Source organism: Lapillicoccus jejuensis (assembly GCF_006715055.1).
Lineage (GTDB): Bacteria > Actinomycetota > Actinomycetes > Actinomycetales > Dermatophilaceae > Lapillicoccus > Lapillicoccus jejuensis.
Map to the genome: position 1 here is coordinate 18622 of NZ_VFMN01000001.1, position 15099 is coordinate 33720.

The window sequence follows — 15099 nt, forward strand, 5'->3', positions numbered from 1 at the left end:
CCGCCGACGACGCCCTACAGACTGGCCAGGGTGAGGTCGACGCCGGACACGCCGACGACCTTGCCGTCGCGGACCATGGGCTCGGCGACCGACGTCATGAGGACGTCCTGCCCGCCGATCTTGTAGACGTAGGGCTCGATGATCTTCTCCTGGCGCGTCGACGCGGCGATCGCGTACCAGTCGTTGGCGCCCGGCTTGTCGTAGTCGACCAACGGGGTCTGGGTGATGGCTCCCCCGTCACGCACCCAGTAGGGGACGAGTCGGCCGGTGGCGTCGTCGCCGGCCCCGGCGCTGCGGAAGTCGCGGTCGCGGCCGTCGAACGCGTTCGGCTGCCAACAGGTCCACGTCCCGAGCAGGTCGGGGTGGGTGGCGAGGACGGACCGCAGCTCGGCGTTGACCACGCGGCGGTCGCCGCCGGTGCTCGAGCTCGCCAGCAGCATCGGGGTGAAGGCGCGGGCCGTGTCGACGGCGCCGCGCAGGACCTGCTCGATCGACTCCGCGTTGCGCTGCGCGACCTCCCCGGCGTAGGCGTACCCGGCCGCCTTGGCCTCCGCGAGGCTGCGCGTCGTGATGTAACCGACGACCCCGCCGAGGGACACGACGAGCAGGGCGACGACGGCCACGACGACGCGGGCCTTGATGGTGAAGCGGAACCGACGCACTGTGACTCCCGACGCGACGACGACACGGCGGCACGGCCGCCGCTCTCGTCCTCATCGGCCACGGGACCTTCGTCCTGAGCGAATGGTCGTGCCACGATCATCTCGCATCGCGCACCGCTCGCGGCCCGTCCCAGCGCTGCGGGGTGTCCGGCACCCGTACGGCGTTCCCGCCCTCCGGGTGCGCGGGCTCAGCGCTCGCAGTCGATGCCGTCGTGGTCCGCGTCCTTGTACCAGTCGTACTCGGGGTCGATGCCGACGCGGTACGGCCCGTAGCCGGCGGCGATGGCCGCCTTGCAGGTCGGGAAACGCGGGTCGAGCGACGCCGATGCGGCCGATGCGGCCGATGCGGCCGCCTGCGCCGCCGCCTGCTGCGACGCCGCCTGCTCAGCCGCCGCCCGCTGGGCGGCGGCCGCCTGATCGGCCGCTGCTTGCTGCGCGGCCGCCTGCGCGGCGGCCGCCTGCTGGGCCGCTGCCTTCTGCGCAGCCGCCTTGGCCGCGGCCGCTTGCTCGGCGGCCGCCTTCTGCGCCGCGGCCTTCGCGGCTGCGGCCTGCTGCGCCGCGAGCGCCTCGGCGGCCGCCTTGTCCGCCGCCGCCTTGTCCGCCGCCGCCTTCTCGGCGGCCGCCTTCTCCGCCGCGGCCTCGTCCGCCGCCGCCTTCTCGGCGGCCGCCTTCTCGGCCGCGGCCTGCGCAGGGGCTCCCGGGTCGGCGGCGGGGGCACCACCCGACAACGCGACAGGGTCGGACGTGGAGGTGGTCGACGTGGAGGCCGCGCCCCCGATCGACCCCAGCACGCCGAACAGCGTCAGCAGCGCGAGCGCCGCGGCCGGGAGGAGGACCCGCTTGCGGGTCCACGGATTGCGCTGCCCGACCGGCGCGGAGACGGGAGCCACCACCGGCCCGGCCACCGGCGCCGCCACCGGCCCGTCGACCGGCGCGTCGACCGGTCCGGCGTAGGCCGGTGGCGCCAGCGGCGCGGTGTGCGAGGTCCACATCCGACCGTCCCAGTAGCGCAGGACGGTGCCGTCCGGGTACCAGCCGGCCGGGGCGGGGGGTGTGGTCACAGAAGTCCTCCGAGGTGTCGCGGGCAGGGCGGAGCCGAGGCGCGCCCGCACCTCGTCCCCGAGCCCCGAGGCGCGCGGTCGGCGCCTCGAGGGCGTCGTCACCGTAGTCAGGAAAATCCCAGGAAACGGCGCCTTCCGGGAAATCCGTCACACGACCGCCATGTCGGTCGACTCCCGCGCGCCTGGTCCCTACCCGGCGCGCCGACCCCGCGCGTACGACGCCGCCATCAGCTCGAGGTACCGCCCGGCGGGGCTGCGGTCCTTGGCGATCGGCCCCTCGCTCACGGGGTGGATCGCTCCGGTCGCCAGGTCGACGTACCCCAGCCGGTGGTGACCGACGTGGTGGCCCCACAGCTCGCCGTACAGGCGGTCGGCCCCGCCGCGGCGCCAGTGGTAGCCGACGTGGAACGTGGTCCACAGCCGCCCGAGCACCCCCATGGCGCGCCCACCCGGCAGGGCCAGGGGGATCTTCGGCAGGGACGCGCGGTCGAGGTGCAGCCGGCCGAGCTCGGCGTGCTCGAGCAGCGCCCGGACGACGCCGTCGGCGGGGGCGTGGGTGACGGCCACCTGCCCGGAGACGGTGTCCTTCCAGCCCAGCGCGGTCCCCTGGTCGTCGTGGACGTAGAGGCGCTGTCGCCCCGATCGGGTCCACGGCTCGACGAAGAGCGTGGCGTTGGCCCGGCCGTAGAGGCCGGGGCGCGCGGGCCCCTCGACCTGCTCGGCGGCCAGGGCCGCCGGCGTCGTGGTGCCCTGTGGCGGGAAGGCGAGCGACAGGCGCCGTACGGCGTCCTCCACCGTCGCCCGGTCGGCGACCGGCACCGCCGAGGCCAGCAGGGGCGGGAGGCCGCGCAGACCGACGACGTGGACCCCGTCGACCACGGCGTGCGGCAGGGCGACGTTGCGGTCGTGGGTGAGGACGAGCAGCCCGCGGACCGGGAGGTCGAGCGATGCGGCGACGAGCACCCGGCGCACCTGGTCGGTCAGCGCGGTCATCGCGGGCACCGCTGTCGTGGTGCGTGATCCGGCCCGCAGCCCCCGGGTCACGGTCACCGCCGAGCTCCAGTGCTTCGCGTCGAGGACGACGACGCCCCCGGGCCCGACCGCCAGGTGGTCGAGGTTGCCCAGGTGGGGCACGCACCGGTCGTGCAGCACCGTCCACCCGTCGACGGTGAGCGGGGCGAGGGTCTCGGCGACGAGACGCTCCCCCACCGCACCCCGGGCGAAGGCGTCGGCCCGTCGTCGGGCGTACGCCGCCTTGCGGTCGAGCACGCGGGCCGCCTCCGCAGCGCTCGCCGCTTCCTCGAGCGCGCTGCGTCCCGCCGACACCTCAGGCGACCTCGGCCGCGGCGACCGCCGGCAGCGGTTCCTGCGCCGACACGGGCCGGCCGTAGAGGAACCCCTGCGCGGCGTCGACCGACGCCGACCGGATCGCGTTCTCCTGGCCCGGCAGCTCGACGCCCTCGGCGATGACGGTGAGCCCGAACGCGTGCGCGGCGGCGGCCATGAGCCGGACGAGGCTCTGGTGCGCGGGGTCGGCCGACGCGACGAAGCTCCGGTCGATCTTCAGGGTGTCGACGGGCAGGTGCGGCAGCTGGCCGATCGAGGTGTAGCCGGTGCCGAAGTCGTCGATGGCGATCTGGACGCCGAGCGCCCGCAGCGTCCGCATGTTCGTCGTGCAGACGGGGTCGTCGACGAGGACGGTCTCGGTGATCTCGACGACGAGGCGCGGCGGGTCGATGCCCTCCCGTCGCAGCGCGCCGACGACGTCGTCGACGAAGCCCGGGGTGGCCAGGTGCCGCCCGGACACGTTGACCGCCATCGTCAGGCCCGACCGCTCGGTGTCGGCGGCGTCCCAGCGCGCCAGCTGCGCGGTCGCCTCCGCGAGCACCCAGCGGCCGATCTCGTTGACGAGGGTGGAGCGCTCGGCGAGCGGGATGAAGGTGTCGGGCGCGAGGACGCCGTACCCCGGCCGGTCCCAGCGGATGAGCGCCTCGACGCCGACGGGCGAGCCTGTGCTCAGCTCGATGACGGGTTGGTAGTGCAGGAAGAACTCGCCGGCGGCGAGACCGGCGCGGATCGCCTTCTCGAGCTCGAACCGTCGGCCCAGCTCGGTGCGCAGTAGGTCGTCGAAGACCTCGACGCGGCCGCGGCCGGCGGTCTTGGAGCGGTACGCCGCCGCGTCGGCCTCACTGAGCAGCTGGTCGGCCCCGACGGCGGAGTCGGCGCAGAAGGCGATGCCGATGCTGGCGCTGACGTTGACGCGGTGGTCGGCGTCGACCGCGATGTCCTCCTCGAGGGCGGCGATGAGCCGTTCGCCGATGGCGATGGTGTCGGCCTCGTCGGCGACGTCCTCGACGAGCATGACGAACTCGTCGCCGCCGAGCCGAAAGACGGTGTCGCTGGCCCGCATCTGGTCGCGCATCCGCTCGGAGACCGTGCGCAGGACGACGTCGCCGGCGGCGTGGCCGTGCGTGTCGTTGACGGCCTTGAAGTGGTCGAGGTCGATGAACAGGACGGCGGTCATCGTCCCCGCGCGGGTGCCGCGGTGCAGCGCCTGGTCGAGCAGGAGCATGCACTGGACGCGGTTCGGCAGCTCGGTGAGCGCGTCGTGGGCGGCGTGGAAGGCCAGCTGGGCCTGGGCCTTCTCGCGGTCCTGGATCGCCTCGATCATCGCGCGCGCCGACGTGTGCATCACCTCACCGAGGCGGCCGGGGACCGCACTGGCGAGGACGGGGCTGTCGAGGTGGCCGGCGGCCACCTGAGCGGCTTGCTCCTGCACCCGCCGCAGCCCGGTGACGGTGTCGTCGAGGGCGGCCGCGACGGTCTGGACCTCTCGGGGGCCCCGTACGGCGACCGTGGGCAGCTCCCCCGCACTGATCCGCCGCGCGGCGCCGGCGAGGTCGGTGAGCGGGCGGTCGATGAGCCGGCCGATGACGACGGCGGCACCGACGGTGAGCAGCACGAGCCCGATCAGCACCCCGATCGTCCAGTACTCCGCGCGCTGCGCGATGGAGCCCTGGGTCGCCGCGGCCTGCTCGGCGCGGACGAGCGCGGTCTTGAGCACCGCCTGGTACGCCGTGTTGCGGGCCTGGTCGGGGGTCAGCAGCCCGATGAAGTCGGTCAGCGAGGGTGCGGCGTCGGCCAGGGCGAGCGTGGCGAGGCGGTAGGTGTAGCCGGCGACCTCGGGCGAGGCCCCGGCCTGCTGCCACGCCCGCGCGAGCTCCGGCGAGGCCCCGTCGAGGACGCGGCTGGACGCGTCGGTGGCGGCGGCCCAGGCTTGCGTCCAGACGCTGCGCGACTCCGCCGAGGTCAGGCCGACCTTGGCGACCATGTAGGCCAGGCCGGGCAGCTCCAGGGCCGCGGTCTGGCTGGCGCGGGCGGCCATCTCGGTGTCCTGCACGGCCCGGACCCACGGCCCGGTGAGACCGGCGGCGAGCGCGCCGCCCAGCTCCTTGCTCTCCTGCTGACCGAGGCGGACGAGGAGGGCGGAGGCGGCGCGCGTGTCGGGCACGCCGTGCTCGCCGTCGAGGTCGGCCCGGGCGGCCTCGAGGTCGCGCTGCAGCGACGGCACGAGCGCGCGGACGGACAGCTGCTGAGCGAGGGCGGCGACCGCGGTGTCGGTCGTCGAGCGCAGCCCGTCGACGACGACGGCCATCGAGCTGACCTGCTGCAGCTGCCACGAGGTCGGCATCTCGGTCAGCACCTCGGGGTGCCGCACGCCGTAGCGCATCAGCGCAGGCATGACCTCCTGCTGCAGGTCGGAGCGGGCGAGACCCACGGCGACGGCCGCACGGATCCGCTGGTCGGCCTGGGCGACGATGTCCTGGCTGGCCAGGCTCGAGTGCACCTGGAACCCGGCGGCCACGCAGACACCCACCAGTGGCACCAGCACGAGCACCACCAGCAGAGCGCGGATGGACGGACCACCCCGTCCCGGGATTCGCATGGGAGGACCATCGTCCGAGCAGTTCGACCTCTGAGCGGTTCGCACTATGTCGTAGGACGTCGCAACTATCGGAGCGGCGGCTCGGCCGGTCGGCCGCGAGGTGTTTAGCTACCCGCCATGAACCCCGGGGGCAGCATCGTCGAAGGGCTCTACGAGTCCCTCATCACCCGTGAGCTCCTCGCGCGCCTCACCGGCCGCGACGACCTCACCCTCGCCGAGGCGGTGATCGACGACGCCGACCAGCCGGAGGTGCTCTCGCGGCACGTCCGCGACGCCGTGCGGCGTGCCCTCGCCGCCCGCCGGACGCCGGAGGACCGGCTGGCCCTGGTGAACCGGCTCGTGCAGGCGCTAGCCGACCCGGACGCGGAGGTGGTGGGGGCGCGGCAGCTGCTCTCGGTCGTCCGCCCGGCCGTCCCGGGCAGCAGCGCGACGTACGACACCCGCCGGCCGGCCACTCCCCTGTCGGACACCTCCCTGCTGACCAACGCCGTCGGCGAGCCGGCGATCGGCGCCGAGCTGCGGGCCGAGCTACCGAGCGCCGACTCGGTCGACGCGATCATCGCCTTCGTCAAGTGGTACGGCCTCCGGGTCATCGAGCCGGAGCTGCGGCGCCTCGCCGAGCGCGGTGTGCCGCTGCGGGTCATCACGACGACGTACATGGGCGCGACCGAGCGGCAGGCGCTGGACCGGCTCGTCCGCGACCTCGGCGCGCAGGTGCGGATCCAGTACGACGCCCAGCGGACCCGGCTGCACGCCAAGGCGTGGCACTTCCGTCGGGCGACCGGGTTCGACACGGCGTACGTCGGCTCGTCGAACCTCTCGCGCGCGGCGCTCCTCGACGGCGTGGAGTGGAACGTGCGGCTGTCGGCGGTCGCGACGCCCGCCGTCCTGGAGAAGTTCGCCGCGACGTTCGACAGCTACTGGGCCGACCCGACCTTCGAGGCCTACGACCCGGACCGTGACGCCGACCGGCTCGACGACGCCCTGGCGCGGGCGCGCTCACGGGGAGGGGCCCCCGCCGGCGGTGGACCGATAGCGCTGTCCGGGCTGGAGGTGACGCCGTACCCCTACCAGGCGGAGATGCTCGAGCAGCTCGACGTCGAGCGGCTCGTCCACGACCGGCACCGCAACCTGCTCGTCGCGGCGACCGGCACCGGCAAGACCGTCATCGCCGCCCTCGACTACCGCGAGCTGTGCGCCCGCGCAGGACGGCGCCTGCGGCTGCTCTTCGTCGCCCACCGCAAGGAGATCCTCACCCAGTCGCTGCGGACCTACCGCGAGGTGCTGGCCGACGCCGGCTTCGGCGAGCTCTACGTCGACGGCGCACGACCCGAACGGTGGGAGCACGTCTTTGCCTCCGTGCAGTCGCTCTCGGCCTACGGCCTGGAGAACATCGTTCCCGACGCGTTCGACGTCGTCGTCATCGACGAGTTCCACCACGGCCAGGCGGCGACGTACCGAGCGATCCTCGACCGGCTGACTCCGCGTGAGCTGCTCGGGCTGACGGCGACCCCGGAGCGCGGCGACGGCGTCGACGTCCGCACGCTCTTCGGTGGGCACGTGGCCGCCGAGCTGCGGCTGTGGGACGCGCTCAAGGCCGACCTGCTCACGCCCTTCCACTACTTCGGCATCGCCGACGGCACCGACCTGCGCCGCGTCGACTGGAGCACCGGCGCGTACGACGCCATGGCCCTCTCGAACGTCTACACCGGTGACCGCGCACGCGCCCGGATCATCCTCAAGGCCGTCGAGGACAAGGTCGCCGACCTCACCGCGATGAAGGCCCTGTGCTTCTGCGTCTCGATCGACCACGCCGAGTTCATGGCCGACCAGTTCCGCGCGGCCGGTATCGCCGCGGCGACCATCACCAGCCGCACCGCCGCCCCCGACCGGCAACGCCACATCGAGGACCTGCGCGCCGGGCGGATCCAGGCGATCATGACTGTCGACATCTTCAACGAGGGCGTCGACGTCCCCTCGATCAACACGGTGCTGTTCCTGCGGCCCACCGAGAGCTCGACGGTCTTCCTCCAGCAGCTCGGTCGTGGGCTCCGGCTCGCCCCGAACAAGCCGGTTCTGACAGCGCTCGACTTCGTCGGCCACCACCGCAAGGAGTTCCGCTTCGACCGCCGGTTCCGGGCGATGACGGGCAGCACCCGGTCGCAGCTCGAGCGCGACGTCGAGCACGGCTTCCCGTTCCTGCCGGCCGGCACCCAGATCGTGCTGGACCGCACCAGCCAGGACCTCGTCCTGGAGAACATCCGATCCCAGGTGACCTCTCGCTGGTCAACGATCGTCACCGAGCTGCGTCAGCACCCGACCGACGATCTGACGACCTTCCTCGAGCAGTCCGGGGTCGAGCTGGCCCAGGTCTTGTCCGGCGACCGCTCGTGGAGTCGGCTGCGCCGCGAGGCCGGCGCCGCCGCGCCGGCGCCCGGCCCGCACGAGACGGCCCTGCTGCGCCGGGCTCGCGCCCTCGCCCACGTGGACGACCCGGAGCGGGCAGCGGCGTACCTCACGTGGCTCGGAGACGAGCCGCCGTCGTACGAGGACGCGTCTCCCTACCTGCAGGCAATGGCCCGGATGCTCTTCTTCACCATCTGGCCCGACGCCGGCGGGTTCGTCTCGTGCGACGCCGCGTTCGCGTCCCTGCGTGACGAACCCGCCGTCCGGGAGGACTTCCGTGCCGTCCTCGCGCACGGCCTGGCTCACGCCGAGCGCGTGACGTCGCCGCTCGGCGGAGACCTGGGCGACCGACCGCTGCGCGTGCACGCCCGCTACTCGATCACCGAGCTGCTGGCGGCGCTGGACTACGCGCAGGTGGGCGGCCGCAAGGCTCGCGGCTTCCAGGAGGGCGTGCTGCGCGCGCCCTCCTGGAACGCCGACGCCTTCTTCGTCACCCTGCACAAGTCGGAGGCGGACTACTCCCCCACGACGATGTACCAGGACTACGCGCTCAGCCGCGAGCTCTTCCACTGGGAGACCCAGTCGGGCACGAGCGTCGCCTCACCGACCGGACAGCGCTACCTGCACCACGCCGACCAGGGCTCGCACATCCTGCTCTTCACGAGGCAGAGCAAGGTGACGGAGTTCGGCGGCGCGGCGCCGTACGTCTTCCTCGGCGAGGCGACGTACGTGAGCCACCGCGGCGAGCGACCCATCGCCATCACCTGGAAGCTGTCGACGCCGATGCCGGTCAAGGACTTCGAGGCGGCCAAGGTCGTCGCCTGACCGCGCCGACCGCCTCGAACCCCTGCCAACAGTGGCTCGATCGTCGCACGAGTGCGACGGTGGGGCATGGACATCGCCTCGGTCCCCATACGCCTGGCCCGGCCCACCCGCGACCTGGAGGCCGCACGACGATTCTGGGTGGAGGGTCTGGGTCTTGACGTCCTCTGGGAGTCGGGCGCCGACGCGGAGGGTGGCCACGCCCTGCTGATGGTGGGGGCGTCAGGTGCGAGGTGGCATCTCGAGCTGGTGCACGACCCGGACGCCCACGCAGCTTCACGGCCGAGCCCCGAGGACCTGCTCGTGCTCTACCTGGGAGTGGAGATCGAACCGGAGGTGGTCGAGCGCCTGGTCACGTGCGGGGGCACACGAGTGGCGTCACCGAACCCCTACTGGCAGCGCTGGGGCGTGACCGTGGAGGATCCCGACGGGTACCGCCTCGTCCTCAGTCACCGCTCCTGGGAGTAGCCGTCCGCGGCCAGGCCGTTGGTCAACGACTCAGCCGCCGATCGGCGTCGGGTTCGTCGGGTCGGGCGGCACGGGCAGCGACCCGTTGATCCGGTTCTGCGCCTGGCAGTCCTTGACGCAGTTCGTCGCGCCCTGGCTCAGCTCGATCGCGTCCTCGCCGAGCACGCCGCCCAGCCGGCCACCGGAGGCCACCGACCACGTCGTCACCGACCCGGTCTGCTGGGTCCTCGTCGCGACCTGCGGGCTGTCCTTGCCGAGCAGCATCTGGTGGGCGCCGGTGGCGCTCTGCGCGGAGGTCACCGCGTCGATCCCGTTGCCGAAGTTCACCTTCCCGGTGAACGGGTTGACGAAGTAGAACAGCGTCGGCCCGAGCTGGTGGGTGATGGTGACGGCCGTGCCGAACTCGGGCTCCATCTGGAAGATGCCACCCTGCGGCGCGTCCTTGGCCTGCACCTTGAGCTTGCCTCCGGACGTGCGGACGAGCGCGACGAGCGTGTCGTCACGCACCTGGAGGTCGAGGACCGGTGCGGCGAGCTGCGCGGCGGACAGGCTGGGCACCTTGCTGGCGAAGACCACCGTCGGTGCGGTGACCAGCCGCTCGGGCGACGGGGCGCCGGTCAGCGTGTAGTCGTAGACGCCCAGGGTGCGCGGGTCGAGGGTGAACGTCGTGTGCACGCCCTTGACGGTGACGGGGCCGGTCATCCGGACCCCGGAGACCTTGGCGTCCTTGCCGGGCGCCGGGTCGTACGTCGTGCCGTTGACCGTGACGGCGTAGTTGCCGCCGGCCGCGGCCGCAGTGGTGCCGCCGCCCGTGTCGTCGCCGGGCTCGCCGCCCTTGGCGGCGGCGACGCCGGTGACGGTGAGGCCGAGGAGGGCGGCGGCCGCAACGGCGGCGGTGCTGCGACGGCGGGCGTGGGGGGTCGTGCGCATGGGTGGGGCTCCTGGTGAGGTCGGCGCGCACCCGAGCGGTGCGCCGCGACCCCAGTCAAGGGCGTCGTCGGTATCGTCTGAAAGCGGACAAAGGTACTAAGACCCTCGACTCGCCCCATCCGGACGGAACGGAACGACGTGAGCCAGATCCCGCACGACAAGGCCGACCAGCTGCACAAGGTGCAGCAGCTCCTGCTCCCGGGCGAGCAGGTGCTGGCCGTGTACGACGGCAAGGGCGTCGGCACCGGCTTCATCGGCCTGACCGACCGCCGCGTCATCCTCCAGGACAACTCGTTCGTCGGCGGCAAGTCGGCCGTGACCAGCCTCCCGTACTCCCGCATCTCGGCCGTCTCGTTCGTCGCCGACAAGTCGATCTTCGGCAAGCTCGCCGCCTCGTCGACCGTCGCCATCGCGGTCGGCAACGTCGGTCACGAGGTCGAGTTCCGCGGCGACGAGAAGGCGCGGCACGCGCACGACGTGATCCTGCACTACGTGCTGCAGCGCTGAGGCCGGGTCAGCGGCAGGTCAGCGGCGGGTCAGCTCGATGACCGGGATGACCCGCGTCGTCTTCTGCTCGTAGGACCGGAACCCCTCCGACGCCTGCGTGAACTTCGCCCACGCCGCGTCGCGCTCCTCCCCCTCCAGCACCCGCGCCCGTACGGCGACCTCGCCCTCACCGGGCACCTCGATGGTCACCTCCGGGTGCGCCTTGAGGTTGTAGAACCAGTCGGGGTTGTCCGGCGCCCCGGCCTTCGACGCGGCGATGAGCCAGCCGCCGTCGTCGCTATGAAAGAAGGCGAGCGGGCTGATCCGCTCGGTGCCGGACTTCGCGCCGAGGTGGTGGACGAGGACCAGCCCCCGCCCGAAGCCCATCGTCGTCACCGTGCCGTCGTTGGCGCGCCACTCGTCGATGATCTGCTGGTTCCAGTCGGACACGTCGGTCTCCTTCTCCGGGGTCGGCCCCGCCATGATCGTCCCGCTCGCGCCGACCCGCCAGCCCCCCGGGGTTCCCGATGCGAGCGAGGTGGGTACGCGTTCGTGGTTGCTCATCCCCTCCCTGCCCAGGAGTGCCCCGTGGAGTCATCGATCACCCTGCACGTCGACGGGACGGAGCGCACCGTCGTCGTCGACCACCGCACGACCCTCCTGGACGCCCTGCGCGACCGGCTCGCGGTCACCAGCGTCAAGAAGGGCTGCGACCACGGCCAGTGCGGCTCGTGCACCGTCCTGCTCGACGGTCGCCGCCACCTGACCTGCCTCACCCTGGCCGTCGCCCAGGACGGCGCGGAGGTCGTGACCGCCGCGGGGCTCGGCACGGGTGACGCCGGCGACGGCGACGACGAGCTCCACCCCGTGCAGCAGGCCTTCCTCGAGCAGGACGGCTACCAGTGCGGCTACTGCACCCCGGGCCAGGTCTGCTCCGCCGTCGGCATGCTCGACGAGGTCAAGCAGGGCCACCCCAGCCATGTCACCGACGACCTCACGGCGGCCGGCGGGCTCGACGACCTCACCGACGAGGAGATCCGCGAGCGGATGAGCGGCAACCTGTGCCGCTGCGGTGCCTACGTCAACATCGTCTCCGCGATCCACGAGGCGGCGACCCGATGAGGACGCTCGAGCACACCCGCGCCACCGACCCCGCGTCGGCGGTCGAGGCGGTCCACGGCGACGACCACGCCGTCTTCCTCGCCGGCGGCAGCAACCTCGTCGACCACCTCAAGCTCGGCATCGCCCGCCCCTCCCGCCTCGTCGACGTCAGCCGCCTCCCCCTCGACACCGTCGAGCCCCACGACGGCGGCCTGCGGATCGGCGCCACCGTGCGCAACAGCGACCTCGCCGCCCACCCCGACGTCCGCGAGCGGTACGAGGTCCTCTCCCGCGCCCTGCTCTCCGGCGCCTCCGGCCAGATCCGCCACCAGGCGACGACCGCCGGCAACCTCCTGCAGCGCACCCGGTGCGTCTACTTCCAGGACCCGACGACCGCGTGCAACAAGCGCGAACCGGGTTCCGGCTGCTCGGCGCTCGAGGGCTACGGCCGCTACAACGCGGTCCTCGGCACCTCCTCGTCGTGCGTCGCGACGCACCCGTCCGACCTCGCGGTCGCCCTCGCCGTCCTCGACGCCCAGGTGCTCGTCCTCGGTCCCGGCGGCGAGCGCACGATCCCGTACGGCGACGTGCACCGCCTCCCCGGCGACGCTCCCCACCGCGACACCACCCTCGAGCACGGCGACCTCGTCCTCGCCGTCGACCTCCCCGCCCCCGCCGCAGGAGCCCGGTCGACGTACCGCAAGGTGCGCGACCGGGCGTCGTACGCCTTCGCGCTCGTGTCGGTCGCGGCGCTCGTCGAGATGGACGGCGACGTCGTCCGCGACGTCCGCGTCGCCTGGGGCGGCATGGCCCACAAGCCGTGGCGCGCCTCGGTGCTCGAGGAGCACCTGCGCGGGGAACGGTTGACGCCGCAGGCCCTCGGCGCCGCCCTCGACGCCGAGCTCGCCCCGGCCACGACGAGCGAGGACTCCGCCTACAAGCTGCCCATGATCCGCCGGACGACGGCCGCCGTGCTGCGCGAGCTAGCCCGGCCGGCCACCGCCCGCACCGACGCAGGAGCCACGGCATGAGCGACACGACCGTCCAGGAGCTCCCCCCGTTCGAGGCGAGGGCCGTCGGCCGCGGTGTCGCCCGACGCGAGGGTCCGCTCAAGGTGAGCGGCCAGGCGCCGTACGCCTTCGAGGCGCCGGCCGACGAGCCGCTCTTCCTCCACCTCGTCCAGTCGACCGTCGCCAAGGGCACGGTGCGCGCGGTCGACGCGGCGCGCGCCCTGGCGCACCCCGGCGTCGTCGACATCCTCGACCACACGAGCGCGCCGCGCCTCAGCGGCGACGACGGCGAGCTCATGGTCCTGCAGACGCCGGACGTCGCGTTCCGTGGCCAGGTCGTCGCGGTCGTCGTCGCCGAGTCGGCCGAGGCCGCCCGCGAGGGCGCGTCGCTGGTGACGGTGACCTACGACGAGCAGGAGCACCGGGCGCAGCTGCGCGCCGACGACCTGGACCTCTACAAGCCCGAGAAGGTCAACCCCTCCTTCGACACCGACAGCAGCGACGGCGACGTCGACCAGGCCCACCGCGAGGCGACCCACGTCGTCGACGCGACGTACACGACGCCGTACGAGCACAACAACCCGCTCGAGCCGCACGCCGTCACCGCGCGGTGGCGCGCCGACGGCGAGGACGGGCCGCTGCTGACCCTCGACGCGTCGACCCAGCAGGTGCACGGGGTCGTCGAGACCGTCGGCGGACTCCTCGGCCTCGAGCCGGAGGAGATGCGGGTGCGCTCGCCGTACGTCGGCGGTGGGTTCGGCAGCAAGGGCATGCCGAAGGTCCACGACGTCGTCGCCTCGCTGGTGGCCAAGACGCACCCGGGGCGGACGTGCCGGCTGGCCTTCACGCGGCAGCAGATGTTCGCCCTCGCTGGCTACCGCACGGCAACGATCCAGCACGTCGTCCTCGCCGCCGACGACACCGGTCGTCTCCTGGGAATCCAGCACGAGGTGGTCGAGCAGACCTCGGCCGTCAAGGAGTTCGCGGAGCAGACGGCCGTCGCGACGCGGCACATGTACGCCGCCCCGCACCGCGCCACGAGCCACCGACTGGCCGCGCTCGACGTCGCCGTCCCCTCGTGGATGCGGGCGCCCGGCGAGATGCCCGGCATGTTCGCGCTGGAGGTGGCGATGGACGAGCTGGCCGTGGCGACCGGGGTCGACCCGATCGAGCTGCGGGTGCTCAACGAGCCCGCGGCCGACCCGGACACCGGGCTGCCCTTCGCCCAGCGTCGGCTCGTCCAGTGCCTGCGCCGCGGCGCGGACCGCTTCGGGTGGGCGGGCCGCGACCCGCGGCCGGGCTCGCGGCTCGAGGGCGACTGGCTCGTCGGCACCGGGGTCGCGGCGGCGACGTACCCGGCGATGACGATGCCCGGTAACCAGGCCCAGATCACCGCGACCGACGACGGCTACCTCGTCCAGCTCGGGGCCGCCGACATCGGCACCGGGTCGAGCACCGTCCTTGCGCAGATCGCCGCCGACGCCCTCGAGGTGCCGGTCGAGGAGGTCACCGTCGAGCTCGGCGACAGCAGCCTGCCCAAGGCCACCGTCGCGGGCGGGTCGTCGGGGACGAGCTCGTGGGGGACGACGATCGTCGCGACGGCCGCAGCGTTCCGCGACGAGCACGGCACCTCCCCCGCGGCGGGCGCGTCGACGACGGGGTCGCAGCCGGAGAACCCGGCCGCCGACGAGCACGCGATGTTCTCCTACGGCGCCCAGTTCGTCGAGCTGCGCGTCAACGTGTGGACGGGTGAGCCGCGGGTCTCGCGGATGCTCGGCGTGTTCTCCGGCGGGCGCATCGTCAACCCGGTGCTCGCCCGCTCGCAGCTGATCGGCGGGATGACCATGGGGCTCGGGGCCGGGCTGCTCGAGGAGTCGGTGCGCGACCCGCGGTTCGGGCACATCGTCACCCAGGACCTCGCGAGCTACCACGTCGCGGCGCACGCGGACGTGCCGGCGATCGAGGTCGAGTGGCTCGACGAGGTCGACGGCGTCATCAACCCGATGGGGTCGCGCGGGCTCGGCGAGATCGGGATCGTCGGGATGGCCGCGGCCATCGCCAACGCGGCCTTCCACGCCACCGGGGTGCGGGTACGGGACCTGCCGGTCACCGCCGACCGGTTCCTCGACCTGTCCCCCGACCTGCCCGCCCTCACCGACCACCCCGCCCGCTACCCGGTGTGAGCAGAGCGGTCCTGTGGCTCGCTT

12 protein-coding genes are annotated in these 15099 nt (G+C 73.3%); 6 read left to right on the top strand and 6 right to left on the bottom strand.

Annotation, left to right across the window (positions count from 1 at the left end; all coding sequences use genetic code 11):
* Window positions 1-14: 14 nt before the first annotated feature.
* The 4 genes from FB458_RS00080 to FB458_RS00095 all read right to left on the bottom strand — a co-directional run bounded on the left by FB458_RS00080 (window position 15) and on the right by FB458_RS00095 (window position 5624).
* Window positions 15-662 carry a cache domain-containing protein gene (locus FB458_RS00080; protein WP_141845684.1) on the bottom strand — a complete coding sequence of 216 codons (648 nt, stop codon included), beginning with the start codon at window positions 660-662 and terminating at the stop codon, window positions 15-17.
* Window positions 663-850: 188 nt separating this feature from the next.
* On the bottom strand, window positions 851-1723 hold the full coding sequence (locus tag FB458_RS00085; RefSeq protein WP_141845686.1) for an excalibur calcium-binding domain-containing protein: 873 nt from the start codon (window positions 1721-1723) through the stop codon (window positions 851-853).
* A gap of 189 nt (window positions 1724-1912) precedes the next feature.
* Entirely contained in the window at window positions 1913-2992 is a 1080-nt protein-coding gene (locus FB458_RS00090) for a nuclease-related domain-containing protein (protein WP_170185507.1), read from the bottom strand.
* 58 nt (window positions 2993-3050) lie between these two features.
* Entirely contained in the window at window positions 3051-5624 is a 2574-nt protein-coding gene (locus FB458_RS00095) for a putative bifunctional diguanylate cyclase/phosphodiesterase (RefSeq protein WP_170185508.1), read from the bottom strand.
* A gap of 180 nt (window positions 5625-5804) precedes the next feature.
* Here FB458_RS00095 and FB458_RS00100 point away from each other — a divergent pair, with 180 nt between their 5' ends.
* Together FB458_RS00100 and FB458_RS00105 are read left to right on the top strand one after the other, a co-directional pair.
* Complete coding sequence (locus tag FB458_RS00100) at window positions 5805-8900, top strand: DEAD/DEAH box helicase (RefSeq protein WP_425460867.1); 3096 nt, start codon at window positions 5805-5807, stop codon at window positions 8898-8900.
* 66 nt (window positions 8901-8966) lie between these two features.
* On the top strand, window positions 8967-9365 hold the full coding sequence (locus FB458_RS00105; RefSeq protein ID WP_141845694.1) for a VOC family protein: 399 nt from the start codon (window positions 8967-8969) through the stop codon (window positions 9363-9365).
* Window positions 9366-9395: 30 nt separating this feature from the next.
* Here FB458_RS00105 and FB458_RS00110 read toward each other — a convergent pair whose 3' ends face one another.
* A complete protein-coding gene (locus tag FB458_RS00110; RefSeq protein WP_141845696.1) occupies window positions 9396-10295 on the bottom strand; it encodes a hypothetical protein in 900 nt (299 codons plus the stop codon).
* 138 nt (window positions 10296-10433) lie between these two features.
* Here FB458_RS00110 and FB458_RS00115 point away from each other — a divergent pair, with 138 nt between their 5' ends.
* Window positions 10434-10802 carry a PH domain-containing protein gene (locus FB458_RS00115; protein WP_141845698.1) on the top strand — a complete coding sequence of 123 codons (369 nt, stop codon included), beginning with the start codon at window positions 10434-10436 and terminating at the stop codon, window positions 10800-10802.
* Between the two features lie 18 nt (window positions 10803-10820).
* Here FB458_RS00115 and FB458_RS00120 read toward each other — a convergent pair whose 3' ends face one another.
* Window positions 10821-11264, bottom strand: coding sequence for a nitroreductase family deazaflavin-dependent oxidoreductase (locus FB458_RS00120; RefSeq protein ID WP_141845700.1), 444 nt, complete (start codon window positions 11262-11264; stop codon window positions 10821-10823).
* Between the two features lie 105 nt (window positions 11265-11369).
* Between FB458_RS00120 and FB458_RS00125 the strand changes: the two genes are divergently transcribed.
* The 3 genes from FB458_RS00125 to FB458_RS00135 are packed head-to-tail and all read left to right on the top strand — an operon-like array spanning window position 11370 to window position 15075.
* Window positions 11370-11903, top strand: coding sequence for a 2Fe-2S iron-sulfur cluster-binding protein (locus FB458_RS00125; protein WP_141845702.1), 534 nt, complete (start codon window positions 11370-11372; stop codon window positions 11901-11903).
* Window positions 11900-12913, top strand: coding sequence for an FAD binding domain-containing protein (locus FB458_RS00130; protein WP_141845704.1), 1014 nt, complete (start codon window positions 11900-11902; stop codon window positions 12911-12913). The genes FB458_RS00125 and FB458_RS00130 overlap by 4 nt, the downstream gene beginning before the upstream one ends.
* Window positions 12910-15075: a xanthine dehydrogenase family protein molybdopterin-binding subunit gene (locus FB458_RS00135; protein WP_141845706.1), complete on the top strand. Its 2166-nt coding sequence runs from the start codon at window positions 12910-12912 to the stop codon at window positions 15073-15075. The genes FB458_RS00130 and FB458_RS00135 overlap by 4 nt, the downstream gene beginning before the upstream one ends.
* The last annotated feature ends 24 nt before the right edge of the window (window positions 15076-15099 follow it).